This window comes from Neobacillus sp. PS3-34 (genome assembly GCF_030915465.1).
In the GTDB taxonomy this organism is placed as follows: domain Bacteria; phylum Bacillota; class Bacilli; order Bacillales; family Cytobacillaceae; genus Neobacillus_A.
In genome coordinates this window covers 997,686-1,011,781 of sequence record NZ_CP133267.1, presented here as the reverse complement: position 1 = coordinate 1,011,781, position 14,096 = coordinate 997,686, and the positions used below count along the sequence as shown (strand labels likewise).

Genomic DNA, 14,096 nt, shown 5'->3' with positions numbered 1-14,096 from the left:
TACAATTTGGGCTTGAAATATTGAATGTGTTATATTATTATATAATCAAACGAATATAAAACGCTTTCAAAAAAATTGATCATCAAAAAGAAAAGGGGACTGAATAATGGGTACTATTGTATGCCAAGCCTGTAACTCTACTATTGATCATTTTGAAGATGAAAAAGTGTCTGTTCTTTATTCCAACTGCAATACTTGCTGTGGAAAACATACAAACGAAGAAGAAGATTTAGTTAATTAATTGCAATTACATGCAAATAGTAAAACAGGACTCCCATTAGTGGGAATCCTGTTTTTTTAGGCTATTTTATCGCTTTATATTCCTTAATTACATGAATTGTTTTTAATTCATCGTCTTCAGGTCCCTGTACAGGCAAACCGGCTTCGAGATTTTTTTGTATAAAGCTAAGATTTTCTTTTGTGATGATTTCACCTGGAATGAAAATTGGAATCCCTGGAGGATAAACCATTACGAATTCTGCAATAATCCTTCCTTCCGAGCTCTCATCAAACGGGATAACCTCTGTTTCTGCATAGAAAGCATCTCGTGGAGTTAATGCCAGAACAGGGATGTCCGGAAGGAAAACCTGTAATGGTTCAACTTTCTCAGCCCGGTGTGCACATTCGTCGGCAAGATCAGCTAAAGCCTTAACTAAAAGGTCGCCTTCTACGTCAGTGTCTCCTAAGGAAATGATGCAAAGAATATTGTACAGATCGGACAATTCAACCTCGATATTGTATTTTTCACGAAGCCATTTTTCTACTTCATAGCCTGTTAAGCCGAGGTCCTTGACAGAAATAATCAATTTTGTCGGATCGTAATCAAAGGCTGCTTTAGAACCGATTATTTCTTCTCCAACACAATATAAATGGTCAATTTCATTTATCCGCTTTCGGATGGTTTGGCCAGATTAATGGTACTGTCGATCAATTCGCGTCCTTTCGTTGCCAGCCTTCTCCTCGCAACATCAAGGGAGGCAAGCAGCAAATAGGATGTGGAGGTAGTGGTAAGCATACTCAGGATCGATTGCACCCTTTTCGAGGATACCCTTCCTTCTCTCACGTTTAAAATGGAACTTTGAGTCATCGAGCCCCCCAGTTTATGAACGCTTGTCGCAGCCATATCGGCCCCTGCCTGCATGGCGGAAAGAGGAAGGCTTTCATGGAAATGGATATGTACACCATGTGCTTCATCCACCAGGACAGGTACATTATAGGAATGAGCAATTTCAACAATCTTTTTCAAATCAGCAGAAACGCCAAAGTAAGTCGGATTAATTACTAGTATCCCTTTTGCATCTGGATGCTGTTCAAGCGCGTGTTCGACAGACTCGATTGTAATTCCGTGCGATATACCTAAATCTTCATCAATCGCAGGGTGAATGAATACAGGGACTGCGCCAGAAAAAACAATGGCGGACATAACAGACTTATGCACGTTACGAGGGACGATAATTTTATCCCCAGGTCCACAGACAGCCATAACCATTGTCATGATTGCCCCACTTGTCCCCTGGACAGAAAAGAAAGTGTGGTCTGCTCCAAAGGCTTCTGCTGCCAAATCCTGAGCTTTCTTAATCATGCCCTTTGGCTGGTGGAGGTCATCAAGGGCCCTATATTGATTAAATCAATTGAAAGAGCATTATCGCCAATAAAATTCCTGAATTCAGGATCGATGCCCGCGCCTTTTTTATGGCCTGGTATGTGAAATTGGATAGGTTCTCTTTTTGCGTGTTCTACTAATCCGCTAAATAGCGGAGTTTCATTTTGTGACAATTTATCTTCACACCTCTTTATCTCAAATTGCAATTCATTAATATAAAAAGTCATAAAACAAATGAATTATAGCACTATTACCTTTACTTGCATAGAAATTTGTCATTCCTTGCAAATGTTAATTTTTACTTTCACGTTAGTTTTTCTTCCTAAAAGGAAATTTAACCTGTAAAGACGAAATAAGTGGAACAACAATTGATTAGGAGGATGACCAAATGAATTGGAAAACAAGAGTGACAGAACTTTTAAATATTAAATATCCGATCATACAGGGAGGATTAGCGCATCTCGCGTATTCTGAGCTTGCTGCAGCCGTTTCTAATGCAGGAGGCCTGGGGCAAATAACAGCAATGTCGCTTGAGGGGTCAGAGAAGCTGAGAGAGGAGATTCAAAAGGTAAAGCAGGCAACAAATAAGCCTTTCGGGGTAAACTTTGCCATCGGACAGCATGGAAGGCAGTATGAGGATTTTCTCGATGTTGCAATAGAGGAAAATGTACCGGTAATTACGATGACCGGCGGCAATCCCGCACCTTTGTTTGATCAATTAAAGGGAGTGAATGTTAAAAAGCTGGTTCTAGTAGCAGCAAGAAAACAAGCTATAAAAGCGGAACAGCTTGGTGCTGATGCGGTTATGGTCGTCGGTCAAGAAGGAGGAGGGCATCTGGGGCGCGAAGATATTGGGACAATAGTGCTGATTCCGAGTGTGATTGATTCTGTTTCCATACCAGTAATTGCCTCTGGAGGCATCGGTGATGGGAGAGGATTGATGGCAGCCCTCAGCCTTGGTGCTGACGGTATTGAAATGGGTACAAGGTTTATTGCTACAAAGGAATGCGCCCATGCGAGCGAGGCATACAAGCGTTTGCTTATTGAAGGGGCGGAAACGGATACTGCTGTTATAAAAAGGTCACTGGGGGCACCTGCCCGAGCGATTTCAAATCATTGGACAAATAAAATTCTGGAAATCGAAGGGCGAAAGGGCGGATATGAGCAGCTGAAATCGTTAATTAGCGGACAGGCGAACAAAAAATTAATTTATGATGGGAATCTTGAAGAAGGCTTTGGGTGGGCAGGACAGGTTATGGGACTAATTCATGACGCGCCTACAGTCTCTGAACTTTTTCAAAGAATGATTTCAGAGGCGGAGAGTATCCGTTTAAAATGGGGTCAAAATTGATTTGTAAAAAAAGACGCAAATCAGTAAAATGGGATTCAGACAGTGGAGGCAGGTGAACAACATGGAATATCAATATCCAATTGATTACCATTGGTCCACGGAAGAAATAGTGGACGTAATTAACTTTTTTCAGTCAATTGAAAATGCCTATGAAAAAGGCATGGGCAGGGAAGAACTGATGGCTGCTTACAGGCGTTTCAAGGAAATAGTACCCGGAAAAGCGGAAGAAAAAAAACTATGTGACGAATTTGAAGATATGAGCAGCTATTCAGCTTACAGGACAATAAAAAAGGCGAGAGAGTCAGCAGCCAATGAAAAGATCGTTATGAAATAAACGTGCCTATATATGCTGCTTGCCTGCCAGACAAATAAATAAAAAGAAACAACAAAAGCTCCCCGGCTACTTGCTAGGGAGCTTTTATTTACTTTTGCCTGCTTGTTTAAATGAGCTTCAGCCTTTTGTTCAATTGCTTGCTATTTTAAGGTTTATGACATTTTATAAAGGGGTAATATTTTTCTAAACACATTATCAATTTCCTGAAGGAGCATAGATGGGCCCATCTTGACAACAGTATCCCGGTCAATTTGCAAACCACAAAGAATTTCAGATTTTTTGACCGTTTTCATACGCTGAAAAAGAGCAATTAACTCTTTTTTTGAAAGCTCGCTGTGTTTAACGGCATCAGGTTTCGTATGATCGCTTGACCAGCAGAAATTTCCGGGTATTTCCTTATAAAATTTATTTATATTTTTTGTAAGCTTTTCTCCGATTTGTTGTTTCTGTGGCGATTCATAAATGACAGCAAACCAAATGAATAAATGAGTTTCCCACAGGCCGATCTGAAAATGAGGCAGCATCTTATACCCGCGGGGATTGCTTGCAAATGCAACCCAAGTATCCTTTGGGGGATTAACAGTACGGCGTGCATGCTTTGCAACGTGAATGTACATTTCATCTCCTGTTAAAACCGATAAAGTAGGGGCAAAATATTCACCCAAACTGTTTAGCTTGGGGCGAATCTTATCCTTTAGAGCATCCATTCTTGCATCTAGTCCATCTATAGTAAACACATTGAAATCATCTTCTGTAAATCCTGTAAAATTCATCTTGATCCTCCAGCAGTAACTTTTGTCAATTATTGTAGCATAAGGATAGGAAAACTAGAACCGTAAAGGCTTATGGGTAAAAGCACAAATTAGTTGCAACCGTCGATGGTTGCTCATACTATAACAGTAAAAAATCTGAAAAATCAGATTAAACTTTGGAAAGGGTGTATAATGATGAAACAATTAATCAGTTCAACCAGGAAAAAGGCTGTTGAAAAAGAAAGAACAGCAATGCTGCGTTTGGAAATGGATTACGAATTATCTACATTATTCGAAGCGATGACTGAAAACAATGAAGATAAAAAGAAAAATTGCAAACAAAGGCTTGAAAAAATCAGACAGGAACTCCTTCGATTAAAAGCCCTTTAACACTTTATACCACAAGGCATGTCGACTTTAGAGTCAGGATTTTTATACAAGGGGAAAAAATAGAAATGAAAAGAAGTAGCTTCTGGCATTGCCAAAAATAAAACGAACTCCAATTAAAACAGGGAGTTCGTTTATTATTTTACCGCTGAATTCGTGGTAGAAATTTAAAAAAGTGATGGGGCAGGATAAAAGTTGCTGGGGTCTTCTTTTTTTAATAAGCTAAGAATGTAAATAATAATGGAATTCGCATAATATAAATAGTAAGTCTTTAGATAAACGGAGGACAAGAAAATGAATTGGGAAAGCATTGATACATATGCCAAGAAGTGGGTAAAAGAGGCTGGAGAAAAAATCCGTTCGTCTTTCGATAAAACATTGGATATCACCACAAAGTCCGATCCAAACGATCTGGTCACTAATATTGATAAGGAAACAGAACAGTTTTTTATTGAAAGGATAAGGGAAACATTTCCGGATCATAAAATTCTTGGGGAAGAAGGATTTGGAGACAAACTGGAATCCCATGAAGGAATAGTATGGATTATAGATCCAATCGATGGCACGATGAATTTTATCCACCAACAAAGGAATTTTGCCATCTCATTAGGAATTTTTGAAAATGGAAAAGGGAGAATCGGGTTAATTTACGATGTTGTCCATGATGAAATGTATCATGCCATAAGAGGGAACGGGGCATTTATTAATGAAAAGCGAATACCGGCACTGACGGAGACGACTGTAAAAGAATCGATTATTGGATTGAATGCCACCTGGGTAATGGAAAACAAGAGAATTGATCATAATCTTTTGATTCCTCTTGCCAGGGAAGCAAGGGGCACAAGATCTTACGGTTCTGCAGCACTTGAAATGGTATTTGTTGCGACAGGCAGAATTGATGCCTACATTTCGCTCAGGCTGGCACCATGGGATGTAGCAGGAGGAGCAGTGATAATTGAAGAATTGGGGGGAGTCATAACAAATCTAAGAGGAAAAAATCTTGATTATCTTTCCCAGGATTCTTTACTGGTCGCTAAGCCAGGACTCCATCAGACTATTTTAAAGAACTACCTCAAGGACGGAAACTGGTAAAGGGAACATGAATATGATAGAAAAAAGCGGGATTCTATATGGAATCCCGTTTTTTTATAGTTGGCCGTTTTCACGCATTTTCTTTTTTGTTTTAAATCCAAATCCCATTACCAATACAAGTAAAACGATACAGCTAATTCCTCCGATAATGCTTCTTTCGCCAATTGCTACCCCAATGCCCATCATGCAGAATGCGGACAATATTGCATAAACAAGTAAAACCCACTTGATTTGCTTCATGTTCATAACCCCTTTTTAATATGTTAGCTATTCTAGAGTATTTTTCATGCCTATCGAAAAAGTTTCCGACGTAAAAAGCCAACATATATCTATCTTTTTTATTAATTATTTTAATTGTACATAAAATGCTTTTAGGTTTCTACTGTAAATATGGTATAATGTTTTAGTTGTGGATGGGAAAGTTAACAATATGAATCATTTCATATAGAATAAATCTAGGAGTGAATTTTTTGAAAATTAGACAAGATATACGTAACATCGCGATTATCGCCCACGTTGACCATGGTAAAACGACACTGGTTGACCAACTTTTGAAGCAGTCCGGAACTTTCCGTTCGAATGAGCACGTTGAAGAACGTGCAATGGATTCGAATGATTTGGAAAGAGAACGCGGTATCACGATTCTGGCGAAAAACACTGCGATTCAATATAAGGATAAAAGAATTAACATTTTGGATACACCGGGACACGCTGACTTTGGCGGAGAAGTAGAACGTATCATGAAAATGGTTGACGGTGTATTATTGGTTGTAGACGCATATGAAGGATGTATGCCACAAACTCGTTTCGTTCTTAAAAAAGCTTTGGAACAAAATTTAACACCAATAGTCGTTGTTAATAAAATTGACCGTGATTTTGCCCGCCCTGCAGAAGTAATTGATGAAGTAATTGACTTGTTCATCGAACTTGATGCAACTGAAGAACAACTTGAATTCCCTGTAATTTATGCTTCTGCTATCAACGGTACTGCTAGTACTAATGCAGAGAAACAAGATGAAAACATGCAATCTTTATATGAAGCGATCGTGGAACATATCCCGGCACCGATTGATAATCGTGAAGAGCCTCTTCAATTCCAGGTTGCCTTGCTTGATTACAATGACTACGTCGGCAGAATTGGAATTGGACGCGTATTCCGCGGCACAATGAAGGTCGGCCAGCAGGTAGCATTAATGAAGCTTGATGGTTCAGTAAAACAATTCCGTGTAACTAAAATCTTCGGTTTCTTTGGCTTAAAGCGCCAGGAGATTGAAGAAGCAGTAGCTGGAGATTTGATAGCTGTTTCCGGAATGGAAGATATCAATGTCGGTGAAACAGTTTGCCCTGTAGAACATCAGGATGCATTGCCAATCTTAAGAATTGACGAACCAACCTTGCAAATGACTTTCCTTGTGAACAACAGCCCGTTTGCCGGCAGAGAAGGTAAATATCTGACTTCAAGGAAGATTGAAGAAAGACTTCGCGCACAATTACAAACAGATGTCAGCTTGCGTGTTGAAAATACAGATTCTCCTGATGCATGGATCGTTTCAGGTCGTGGAGAGCTACACTTATCGATTCTGATTGAGAATATGCGCCGTGAAGGATATGAGCTCCAGGTTTCCAAACCTGAGGTAATTGTTAAAACTGTGGATGGTGTTCGCTGTGAACCAGTTGAACGCGTTCAAATTGATGTACCAGAGGAACATACTGGTTCAGTAATGGAATCAATCGGTGCCCGTAAAGGTGAAATGATCGATATGATTAATAATGGATCTGGCCAGGTTCGTTTAATTTTCAACGTACCTGCCCGCGGATTAATTGGTTATACAACAGAGTTTTTAACGCTGACACGTGGATACGGAATCATCAACCATACATTTGACAGCTACCAGCCAATGGCTCAGGGACAAGTTGGAGGAAGACGTGAAGGTGTGCTTGTTTCTATGGAAGCAGGTAAAGCTTCTACGTACGGAATCATGCAGGTTGAGGACCGCGGAACTATTTTTGTTGAACCGGGAACTGAAATATACGAAGGTATGATCGTCGGACAACACACTCGCGAAAACGACATTACAGTTAATATCACGAAAGTGAAGCAGGCGACAAATATCCGTTCAGCCAACAAGGACCAGACGTCGGTTATTAAAAAACCGCGTATCATGACACTTGAAGAATCGCTTGAATATCTAAATGAAGATGAGTATTGTGAAGTAACACCGGAGTCAATCCGTCTTCGCAAGAAAATTCTTGATAAAAATGAACGTGAAAGAATGGCCAAAAAGAAAAAGTTTGCAGAAACGAACTAATCCTAAGAGGAGGATTGCCGGAAATGGATGTGACAGAACGTCTGTCTTTTTTCGCCGCGCTCTATCGCGTAGGGGATCAGCCGACCGTTGGAATGTGGCTGTTGTATTTTACAATTGTCGCCCTTAGTATTGTTGTTTATAAACTGGGATTTGCAAAAAAGCTTCCAATAGCAAAGTCGATCGTCATCTATTTATTTCTTTTCATTGGCTGCACATTGCTGACATTCCTGGGTATCTTTTTGCCGGTTGCAGAGGCTCTGGTCGTAGCGGCTTTAATCCTTGTTATTTATAAGATTCGTCTTCACCAGCAAAAAAAACAACAAGCAGAGGCGAAGTAATGGGGGTTAGGAAATGAAATCGCTGCAGGATGCCTTATATAATTGGCTTACGATAAAGGCTGTAGTAGATGCACGCCCTGAAGATACAGCAGCCCGCGAAACAGAGGAGCTATTTGCTGAAATCCTGGACGAACAGCACGGGGTTTCTGGAATAGTGATTTCAAAGGATGAAAACATGTACCATGTTTCGTTCGACCAGAAGGGAGAAAGCAAGACCTCTCGCTTCCCTACGGATTTAATCGAGGTTCTGCTTAATCAAATTAACGAAGAACCTGAGAAATACGAGAACTATCCTGAAGAATAAAAAAAAGCCTCAAATTCCGGTTGGGAATTGAGGCTTTTTTTATTTACCACTCATCGTCTTCTGATTTTGAACGGTACAGACGGAAGTTTCCCGTGTCGATCCGGGCTTGTGTCTTTTCGGAGATTCTTTCATTGCAGCTTTGGCACATATATGTATGAATTGGACGATTGCGAAGGCGCTTGGCTATCGGGGACTCATCCTCAATAGGTTCAATTTTGTCGCAAATAACACATTTTACTCTCATTAAAACACCTCATATTTCTGTTATATATCAACAATTATCTGATTTATTTATATTATAGTATAACACACGTCATTTTGGATGGTTAGCGAATTCCGTTTAAGTTGATGAAAATTAGGGATAGTAGTAATATGGGTATAGCTATTTCAGATATGCTTAAAGATGAAAGGGTTGGGATAATGGCAAACCAAGTAGAACCAAAGCTGATCGAACCATTATTAAATGAATTGCAAAAAGAAAAATTCGTTACACTTGCGACAATTGACCATGAAACAGGAGGGCCAAACGTTAGCGCAATTTCCTGGGTTATTGCCAAGGATGAGAGTACCATTTATTTTTCTGTAGACAACCGCTCACGTATTGTCCAGAACATCAGCCAAAATAATAAAATTGTTTTAAACGTAATAGCAAACGAATCTACATATTCCATCAGCGGACAGGCAGCAGTAAAAGAGGAAAAGTTATCAGGTGTCCCTTTAAAACTGGCGTTGATTGAACTTAAAATTAATGAGGTCAGAGACGTAATGTTCTACGGATCAAAAATTACTGTCGAACCTCAATATGACAAGACATATGATAAAGATGCGGCAGCCAGGCTGGACAAACAGGTTATGGATGCAATGAAAAAAGCTTAGCCCTGCTAAGCTTTTTTCATGTCTAGGAAATTATAAAATTAAATGATGTGAAAAACTTCTACAAGTTGTATTAATCTAGCTCCAGCACCCAGCCCCTCGGGGACATAAGCCAAATCACTCCAGAAATCAGGATTTCCTGCGTGATTCGTCTTATGCCTGTCGGGGCTAACCAGGGCGCTTGCGCCTTTTGTTCTTTTAAAACAGTTTATTTGTGATATTTCGACTCTTCCTCTTGTTTTCTCTCGAGATTCTTCTTCTCTTTATTTTGCAGTTTCTTTTTAGGTTCTTCTGTTGCGTTTTTTGGACTCGGATTGATTATGTCCCCAGGCACCTCTGGCATCAATCTGCCAGTAATATCCGCTAGTTCATTAATAATTCCTTGCACTGGTCTTCCGTTTTTGACATCCTGAGAGATTTCCCTAAGTCTGGCCGTTATATCTGGATCAGCTACAACTACCGCTTTGGCGCCATGTGGATCTTTCCTTAAACTTTCGGCAACAGAATACTTTATCGAGCCAACTTGAGACCTCTCAATATTTGAATTTACGTCAATTCCAACAATGGCATACCTTCCTATAACAACTGCGGCTGCATCATGTACATTCGGTATGCTGGTGGCAAGCTCAACTAAGTGTCTGGAAATTTCCTGTCCGGATTTCCTGTCAACATTTTGTATATAGCTGTTTTTAACTTGCACAATCTTTGGATCTGCACTTTTCTCACTCGTATTGTTTGTATTGCAGCTGGAAAGAACCATGACTGCCAGCAACACTGTTAAGAAGTTCCTCATTGTAACCCCCCGCAAAATTTTCCTTATTGTGCCTGTAGCTATAGGCCTACTCCATCCTTTTAGTCCAAATAAGGTAAATGAATGAATTGATTATCATTTATTGTGCTAAAATCCTTCTATCTTTATCCCGATAAACATATATTTTACCAAAGTTGTACCGACAAACAGGTGCTAGAAGGCCAAAAGAACAGAGAAACGGGAGGCATCAGATTGAGTAAAATATACGTGTTAGACACAAACGTTTTACTGCAGGACCCGTATTCCATTTTCTCTTTTGAAGACAATGAAGTCATCATTCCAGCAGTAGTATTGGAAGAGGTGGACTCTAAAAAAAGATATATGGATGAAGTAGGAAGAAACGCAAGGCATGTTTCAAGATTAATCGACGGCCTTAGGTCTATGGGGAAACTTCATGAAAAAATAAAGCTTGAAAACGGCGGCAGCTTAAAAATCGAGCTGAATCATCGTTCTTTTCATCAGCTTCAGGATATTTTTATTGAGAAAACCAACGACAACCGTATTCTTGCCGTGGCAAAAAATTTATTTTTAGAGGAGCAGTCAAAAGAGAATGGCAAACTGGTTATTCTTGTAAGCAAAGATGCACTTGTCAGGGTAAAGGCAGATGCTATTGGACTGATATCTGAGGACTTTTTAAGTGACAGGGTGATAGAGTCGGAACAAATATATACAGGTTTTTTGGAAGTGTATTTGCCCGCGGAAAAGCTGGGAAGGTTTTATGAAAAAGGGGAGCTTCCCCTTATAGAAGTCGCTAATCACCCTTTTTACCCGAATCAGACACTCATTATGAAGGATGCTCTCGGTGGCAAGGGATCTGCCTTAGGGATGGTTGACCAAAGCGGTAAAAAAGTGAAAAAATTGGTTTTTAACCAAGAACATATTTGGGGTATACATCCGCGTAATGTACAGCAAACGCTGGCGTTAGAAATGCTGCTTAGAAAGGATATACCGCTTGTAACGCTGATTGGGAAAGCAGGTACAGGGAAAACCTTATTGGCGTTAGCATCGGGATTATTGCAAACGGAAGACCTAAGGGAATACAAAAAACTTTTAGTAGCAAGGCCAATTGTACCTGTTGGAAAGGACCTTGGTTATCTTCCGGGTGAAAAGCAGGAAAAGCTCAGGCCGTGGATGCAGCCCATTTTCGATAATTTGGAATTTCTTTTTGATACCAAAAAGCCTGGAGATTTGGATGCTATCCTGGCTGGAATGAAATCCATAGAAGTAGAAGCATTGACTTATATACGGGGAAGAAGTCTCCCTGATCAGTTTATCATCATAGATGAGGCGCAAAATTTAACGAAGCATGAAGTGAAAACGATTCTAACCCGGGTTGGTGAGGGAAGCAAAATTGTGTTGGTTGGTGACCCTGACCAAATAGACCATCCATATTTAGATGCCTATAATAACGGATTAACGTATGTCGTGGAAAAATTTAAAAACGAGGCAGTTTCAGGCCATGTGAAATTATTAAAAGGAGAAAGGTCGGGGCTGGCACGGCTAGCAGCAGATCTACTCTAAAAACGGAAGGGCGGTGGTTAACCGCCCTTCTAGGAGCCCTATTCAATCACAAAGGATTTTACATGTTTAATTGGTTCTACCTGATTGGAGCCATCTCCGAAAAATACATGGACAGGTCCATCTGTTAAATGAGGCTTACCGTTTTCAGAAAAACCAAGGATTAGGTCATAGGCTTGATCCAGCGTAATATCAACCTTTCCGTCTGCTGTTTCAATAATTAGCTTTGAGGCATTTTCCATGGGCTCTGCATTGGCAAGAAACGGCTTGAAAGGAATGCCGAAAGTTCCGGTTAAGGCAAGTTCTTTTTGATATCTCTTTTCGGATTTTAAAGTCGGAGGCACTGTTGCCCCCTCAATGATTTCCCTGTCCCAATGCCTTGAAATTGCTTTTGTATATTCTTCTAGGGCGTCTGGCTTCTCAGAAGGTTTTTTAAAGTACGTGGTCAAATCGATTCGTCTGTCATCGAAAATCCATACTCCGGGATCCAGTGTAATGGAATACTTTACATTGCCTTTTATCTGTATGATTCTTTCCATTTTATTTCCCCCATTCTTTTACACACTATTACGAGTATAGCCTCAAATCAACAGAATGTCATACGAACTTGACTGAGCATTCGTTTTTAATTTCATCCCATTAATCTTCTTGCAATTTCACTCTCTTAACTGTAAAATTTATAGATAAGTTGGGTAAACGCTCGGAAACGGGGGGATCAATGTTGGCGTCTGAAATGATTGTTAATCATCAGGAAAAAGCATACGCCTTACTGCAGGCTGACGCTGATAAAATATTAAAGCTGATCAAAGTCCAAATGGATAACCTTACGATGCCTCAATGCCCTCTTTATGAAGAGGTGCTTGATACACAAATGTTTGGTTTATCGAGAGAGATAGATTTTGCAGTTCGGCTTGGTTTAATTGAAGAACAGGATGGCAAGGCGATTTTAGACAAACTGGAAAGAGAACTGTCTTCGCTTCATGAGGCGTCCTTAAAAAAATAAAAACAAAAAACTCAAACAATGGTTCTTGATTGTTTGAGTTTTTTGTTCACAGGGGAATAAAGGGGCAGGGGCAGTTAATTTCTCCTATTTTAAAGAAAATGTCTTTTCCTTAAGTATTGGCTTGTATTTTCTATTATAATGGATTCATAAAACCTATTGAAATTAAGGAAGAGATAAGATGCTAAAGAAAATATTAAAATCCTATGACTACTCTTTGATTATTGCGATCGTACTGCTGGCAATCTTTGGGCTTATTATGGTTTACAGCGCCAGTATGGTAACAGCAATGCAGCGGTATGATCTTCCCAGCGATTTCTTTTACAAAAAACAAAAGATAAACCTTATCGTTGCGGCAGTGTTTTTTGTAATATCAGCACTCTTTCCTTATAAAGCGATGAAAAGCACCAAAATCCTTCTTCCTATGGTTGTTTTTTCATTAGGGGGTCTTGGAGCTCTATTTGTGTTTGGACATGTTGCCGGTAACGCCCAGAGCTGGTTTAAGGTAGGAAGCAGCAGCCTTCAGCCGTCGGAATTTGTTAAGCTTTCTGTCATTATCTACATGTCTGCTGTTTACGCTAAAAAACAAGCCTACATAAATCATTTCAATAAAGGGGTAGTTCCTCCTCTGATTTATCTTTTTCTTGTCATTTTAGCCGTTGCGATCCAGCCCGATTTTGGCACGGATGCCATCATTTTCGCGATTGCCGTCATGATTATCCTCTCCTCTGGAATGGGTCTGAAAAACATTATCCGACTAGTTACAATTGGATTATTGGCATTACTGCCAATTATACTCGTTATGAAAAATGAAATATTTTCAAAAACAAAAATGGCTCGTTTTCAGGCCTTTGCCGATCCTTTTTCAGATGAAAAGGGGATTGGATACCATATGGCAAATTCTCTTTATGCTATAGGGTCTGGCGGCGTCAATGGATTGGCCTTGGAAAAAGCATACAAAAATTAGGGTATCTGCCTGAACCACATACTGATTTCATTATGGCTGTCATAGCAGAAGAACTGGGAATATGGGGAGTAGGTTTTGTTGTTATTATATTAGGCTATATTGTTTTAAAGGGCATTTATATTTCAATGAAATGCAAAGATCCTTTTGGAAGCCTTCTTGCAATTGGAATTTCTGGCATGATTGGAATCCAGTCGTTTGTTAATCTTGGAGGGGTATCAGGGTTAATCCCTTTGACTGGAGTTCCGCTTCCTTTTGTCAGTTACGGCGGTTCTTCCCTTGTACAGCTTGCAATTGCAACGGGTATTTTAGTAAATGTATCGATGTTTGTAAATTACGAGAGAAAATATAAAAATCAGCATGCACTGCCAAACCAAAAACCAATTCCTAAAAATCAAAAGGTCTATCAATTTCGTTCATAAACAAAAAGCTGCCGGCAATTCCGGCAGCTTTTTGCTTA

Annotated in this window: 16 protein-coding genes and 2 pseudogenes; 12 read left to right on the top strand and 6 right to left on the bottom strand. The window is 39.8% G+C overall.

Annotated features, from left to right (window positions below):
• The first annotated feature begins 106 nt into the window (after positions 1–106).
• The gene (locus tag RCG23_RS05075; protein ID WP_308178842.1) at positions 107–241 is read left to right on the top strand and encodes a GapA-binding peptide SR1P; all 135 of its coding nucleotides are present in this window, start codon (positions 107–109) and stop codon (positions 239–241) included.
• A 61-nt stretch (positions 242–302) separates the two neighbouring features.
• Here the strand turns inward: RCG23_RS05075 and RCG23_RS05070 are convergent.
• Positions 303–1,776, bottom strand: a pseudogene (locus tag RCG23_RS05070) (aminotransferase class I/II-fold pyridoxal phosphate-dependent enzyme).
• A 215-nt stretch (positions 1,777–1,991) separates the two neighbouring features.
• Here RCG23_RS05070 and RCG23_RS05065 point away from each other — a divergent pair.
• Together RCG23_RS05065 and RCG23_RS05060 are read left to right on the top strand one after the other, a co-directional pair.
• Entirely contained in the window at positions 1,992–2,954 is a 963-nt protein-coding gene (locus RCG23_RS05065; RefSeq protein ID WP_308178841.1) for an NAD(P)H-dependent flavin oxidoreductase, read from the top strand.
• 61 nt (positions 2,955–3,015) lie between these two features.
• On the top strand, positions 3,016–3,288 hold the full coding sequence (locus RCG23_RS05060) for a UPF0223 family protein (RefSeq protein WP_308178840.1): 273 nt from the start codon (positions 3,016–3,018) through the stop codon (positions 3,286–3,288).
• A gap of 152 nt (positions 3,289–3,440) precedes the next feature.
• Here the strand turns inward: RCG23_RS05060 and RCG23_RS05055 are convergent, their stop codons facing one another.
• The gene (locus tag RCG23_RS05055) at positions 3,441–4,061 is read right to left on the bottom strand and encodes a YktB family protein (protein ID WP_308178839.1); all 621 of its coding nucleotides are present in this window, start codon (positions 4,059–4,061) and stop codon (positions 3,441–3,443) included.
• A 174-nt stretch (positions 4,062–4,235) separates the two neighbouring features.
• Here RCG23_RS05055 and RCG23_RS05050 point away from each other — a divergent pair, with 174 nt between their 5' ends.
• Both RCG23_RS05050 and RCG23_RS05045 read left to right on the top strand, forming a co-directional pair.
• Complete coding sequence (locus RCG23_RS05050; RefSeq protein ID WP_308179968.1) at positions 4,236–4,430, top strand: hypothetical protein; 195 nt, start codon at positions 4,236–4,238, stop codon at positions 4,428–4,430.
• Positions 4,431–4,721: 291 nt separating this feature from the next.
• Positions 4,722–5,519 (top strand): inositol monophosphatase family protein, encoded by a 798-nt coding sequence (locus RCG23_RS05045; protein ID WP_308178838.1) that lies wholly within the window; start codon positions 4,722–4,724, stop codon positions 5,517–5,519.
• Between the two features lie 54 nt (positions 5,520–5,573).
• Here the strand turns inward: RCG23_RS05045 and RCG23_RS05040 are convergent, their stop codons facing one another.
• Entirely contained in the window at positions 5,574–5,759 is a 186-nt protein-coding gene (locus RCG23_RS05040) for a YlaF family protein (RefSeq protein WP_308178837.1), read from the bottom strand.
• A gap of 230 nt (positions 5,760–5,989) precedes the next feature.
• Between RCG23_RS05040 and typA the strand changes: the two genes are divergently transcribed.
• From typA to RCG23_RS05025, 3 genes are read left to right on the top strand one after another with little or no spacing between them, the layout of a single operon-like run.
• Positions 5,990–7,828, top strand: coding sequence for a translational GTPase TypA (gene typA, locus RCG23_RS05035; protein ID WP_308178836.1), 1,839 nt, complete (start codon positions 5,990–5,992; stop codon positions 7,826–7,828).
• A 23-nt stretch (positions 7,829–7,851) separates the two neighbouring features.
• A complete protein-coding gene (locus tag RCG23_RS05030) occupies positions 7,852–8,166 on the top strand; it encodes a YlaH-like family protein (protein WP_308178835.1) in 315 nt (104 codons plus the stop codon).
• A gap of 13 nt (positions 8,167–8,179) precedes the next feature.
• Positions 8,180–8,470, top strand: coding sequence for a hypothetical protein (locus RCG23_RS05025; RefSeq protein ID WP_308178834.1), 291 nt, complete (start codon positions 8,180–8,182; stop codon positions 8,468–8,470).
• 43 nt (positions 8,471–8,513) lie between these two features.
• Here RCG23_RS05025 and RCG23_RS05020 read toward each other — a convergent pair whose 3' ends face one another.
• The gene (locus RCG23_RS05020) at positions 8,514–8,714 is read right to left on the bottom strand and encodes a YlaI family protein (protein WP_308178833.1); all 201 of its coding nucleotides are present in this window, start codon (positions 8,712–8,714) and stop codon (positions 8,514–8,516) included.
• Positions 8,715–8,890: 176 nt separating this feature from the next.
• Here RCG23_RS05020 and RCG23_RS05015 point away from each other — a divergent pair, with 176 nt between their 5' ends.
• Entirely contained in the window at positions 8,891–9,346 is a 456-nt protein-coding gene (locus RCG23_RS05015; RefSeq protein WP_308178832.1) for a pyridoxamine 5'-phosphate oxidase family protein, read from the top strand.
• Positions 9,347–9,551: 205 nt separating this feature from the next.
• On the opposite strand, the gene RCG23_RS05010 is transcribed toward RCG23_RS05015, so the two are convergent.
• A complete protein-coding gene (locus RCG23_RS05010) occupies positions 9,552–10,136 on the bottom strand; it encodes a YhcN/YlaJ family sporulation lipoprotein (protein ID WP_308178831.1) in 585 nt (194 codons plus the stop codon).
• A gap of 210 nt (positions 10,137–10,346) precedes the next feature.
• Between RCG23_RS05010 and RCG23_RS05005 the strand changes: the two genes are divergently transcribed.
• Complete coding sequence (locus RCG23_RS05005) at positions 10,347–11,675, top strand: PhoH family protein (RefSeq protein WP_308178830.1); 1,329 nt, start codon at positions 10,347–10,349, stop codon at positions 11,673–11,675.
• 38 nt (positions 11,676–11,713) lie between these two features.
• Here RCG23_RS05005 and RCG23_RS05000 read toward each other — a convergent pair whose 3' ends face one another.
• On the bottom strand, positions 11,714–12,211 hold the full coding sequence (locus RCG23_RS05000) for a peptidyl-prolyl cis-trans isomerase (protein ID WP_308178829.1): 498 nt from the start codon (positions 12,209–12,211) through the stop codon (positions 11,714–11,716).
• Positions 12,212–12,393: 182 nt separating this feature from the next.
• Between RCG23_RS05000 and RCG23_RS04995 the strand changes: the two genes are divergently transcribed.
• A complete protein-coding gene (locus RCG23_RS04995) occupies positions 12,394–12,675 on the top strand; it encodes an Fpa/YlaN family protein (protein WP_308179967.1) in 282 nt (93 codons plus the stop codon).
• 178 nt (positions 12,676–12,853) lie between these two features.
• Positions 12,854–14,058: pseudogene (locus tag RCG23_RS04990) on the top strand (FtsW/RodA/SpoVE family cell cycle protein).
• The last annotated feature ends 38 nt before the right edge of the window (positions 14,059–14,096 follow it).